Annotated in this window: 2 protein-coding genes; both read left to right on the forward strand. The window is 74.9% G+C overall.

Annotated features, from left to right (window positions below; all coding sequences use genetic code 11):
- Positions 1–2,017: serine/threonine-protein kinase (locus tag DVA66_RS19435; RefSeq protein ID WP_114561468.1), on the forward strand; the 2,017-nt coding region annotated here is incomplete at its 5' end.
- Positions 2,018–2,063: 46 nt separating this feature from the next.
- The coding region (locus tag DVA66_RS21420; protein ID WP_198671968.1) for a double zinc ribbon domain-containing protein at positions 2,064–2,395 on the forward strand (332 nt) is incomplete at its 3' end.

Here is a 2,395-nt window from a genome sequence, read left to right on the forward strand (position 1 = left end):
CAGCCGGGCCACCCGCCGGCTCGGCGGCTCCGGCCGGCTGCGCCACGCCCGGATCGGCGCCGGGCTCACCCAGGTGCCGCCCGCACCGGTGGTGGACGCCTCCGCGGCGGTGATGGTCGACCCGTCGGTCCCCGAGCGGCGGCGCAGCTGCCCCAGCTGCGGCGCACCGGTCGGGCGGTCCCGCGACGGCCGTCCCGGACGTCCGGAGGGCTTCTGCCCGCGCTGCCGCAGCCCCTACTCCTTCACCCCCAAGCTCTCCCCCGGCGACCTGGTCGCCGGGCAGTACGAGGTCGCCGGCTGCCTCGCCCACGGCGGGATGGGCTGGATCTACCTGGCCCGGGACAAGAACGTCTCCGACCGCTGGGTGGTGCTCAAGGGCCTGCTCAACTCCGGCGACGCCGACGCGCTGGCCGCGGCGATCTCGGAGTCGCAGTTCCTCGCCCAGGTCGAGCACCCGCTGATCGTGGAGATCTACAACTTCGTCACCCACGACGGCGCGGGCTACATCGTCATGGAGTACGTCGGCGGGCGCTCGCTCAAGCAGCTGCTCAAGGACCGGATGCGGGCCAACGGCGGGCTGTACGACCCGCTGCCGCCCGACCAGGCCATCGCCTACATCCTCGAGGTGCTGCCGGCCTTCCAGTACCTGCACGACCTGGGCCTGGTCTACTGCGACTTCAAACCCGACAACGTGGTGCAGGTCGGCGACGCGCTCAAGCTCATCGACCTCGGCGGGGTGCGCCGGATCGACGACCAGGACTCCGCCATCTACGGCACCGTCGGCTACCAGGCGCCCGAGGTCGCCACCCAGGGCACCACGGTGGCCTCCGACATCTACACCATCGGCCGGACCCTGATGGTGCTCTGCGCGGAGCTGCGCGGCTACCAGACCACCTACCAGTTCAGCCTGCCCTCCCCGGCCGACACCCCGCTGTTCCAGCAGCACGACTCGCTGTACCGGCTGCTCAGCCGCTGCTGCGCGCCCGACCCCGACGACCGGTTCGGCTCGGCCGACGAGCTGCGGGTGCAGCTGCTCGGCCTGCTGCGCGAGGAGGTCGGCGCCCGCACCCCCGGCACGGCGCGCACCTCGGCGGCCTCGGTGCTCTTCGAGGCCCCCGACGCCAGCTCCGACACCCTCGGCTGGGACGACCTGCCCCAGCTGCGCCCCGACACCACCGACCCCCAGCACACCTGGCTGCAGACCGTGCACCTGCCCGACCCGCGGGAGCGGCTGCGGCTGCTGCAGGGCTCCGCGCCGGAGCAGAGCGCGGAGGTGCTGCTGCAGATGGCCCGGTGCGCGCTGGAGCTGGGCGACCGGGAGCTGCTGGGCGAGCAGGTCGCCGAGCTGCTGGCCCGCGACCCGTGGGAGTGGCGGGCGGTCTGGGTGTCCGGGCTCGGCGCGGTGCAGGCCGGCGACTGGGAGGCCGCCACCGCCGCCTTCAACGCCGTCTACGGCCAGGTGCCCGGTGAGCTGGCGCCCAAGCTGGCGCTGGCGCTGGCCTGCGAGCAGGGCCCCGACAGCGACCTGGCCGAGACGCTGTACCGGCGCTGCGCGAGCACCGACGCCAACTACGTCTCCCCGGCCGCCTTCGGGCTGGCCCGGATCCGGGCCCGCGCCGGTGACCTGGCCGGGTCGCTGGAGGCGCTCGACCTGGTGCCGCAGAGCAGCCGCGGCTACACCGAGTCGCGCCGACTGCGGGCCCAGCACCTGGTGGTGCTCGGACGCACTATGGACGACTACGCCGAGGCGATGCGCAGCCTCGAGACGGCCCGGCTCGGCGACGGCGAACGGGACCGGGTCACCCTGGACGTCCTCAACGCCGCCCTGCACCTGCGCCGCCACGGCGACGACCGCCAGGCACCGGTGCCGGTCGGGCCGTGGCTGTCCACCGAGGCCGGGCTGCGCGACGGGTTGGAGAGCACCTATCGTTCGATGGCCCGACGCACGTCGGACCGCGCCGAGCGGGTCCGGCTGGTCGAGGTCGCCAACCAGGTCAGGAAGTGGTCGAGGACATGACAGGTCAGCAGCAGCGGCGCGAGCCCGGGTCGTCGGGGAGGCGGTCGTGACGGCCACCGACGCTTCCGGCGGGGAGCCCCGCACCTCCCCGCGGTGCCCGGCGTGCGGCACCGTGGTCGAGCCGCACGACAGCTTCTGCGAGGCCTGCGGGGCCGACCTGTCCCCCACCGAGGTGGCCCCGGTCGAGGCCGGCCAGGAGATCCCGGTCAGCGTCAGCACCTCGGCGCGCCCCGGGGACGCCGAGGGGCCGGCCGGCGACCAGCCCGCGGCCGACCCCGGACCGCGCTGTGCGGAGTGCGGCGGGGAGGTCGGCGCGGACGGCTACTGCCTGACCTGCGGCGCCCGGGCCCGTCCGCCGCGCGACCACTTCACCGCCCG

The organism is Desertihabitans aurantiacus (assembly GCF_003344635.1).
Classification (GTDB): Bacteria; Actinomycetota; Actinomycetes; order Propionibacteriales; family Propionibacteriaceae; genus Desertihabitans; species Desertihabitans aurantiacus.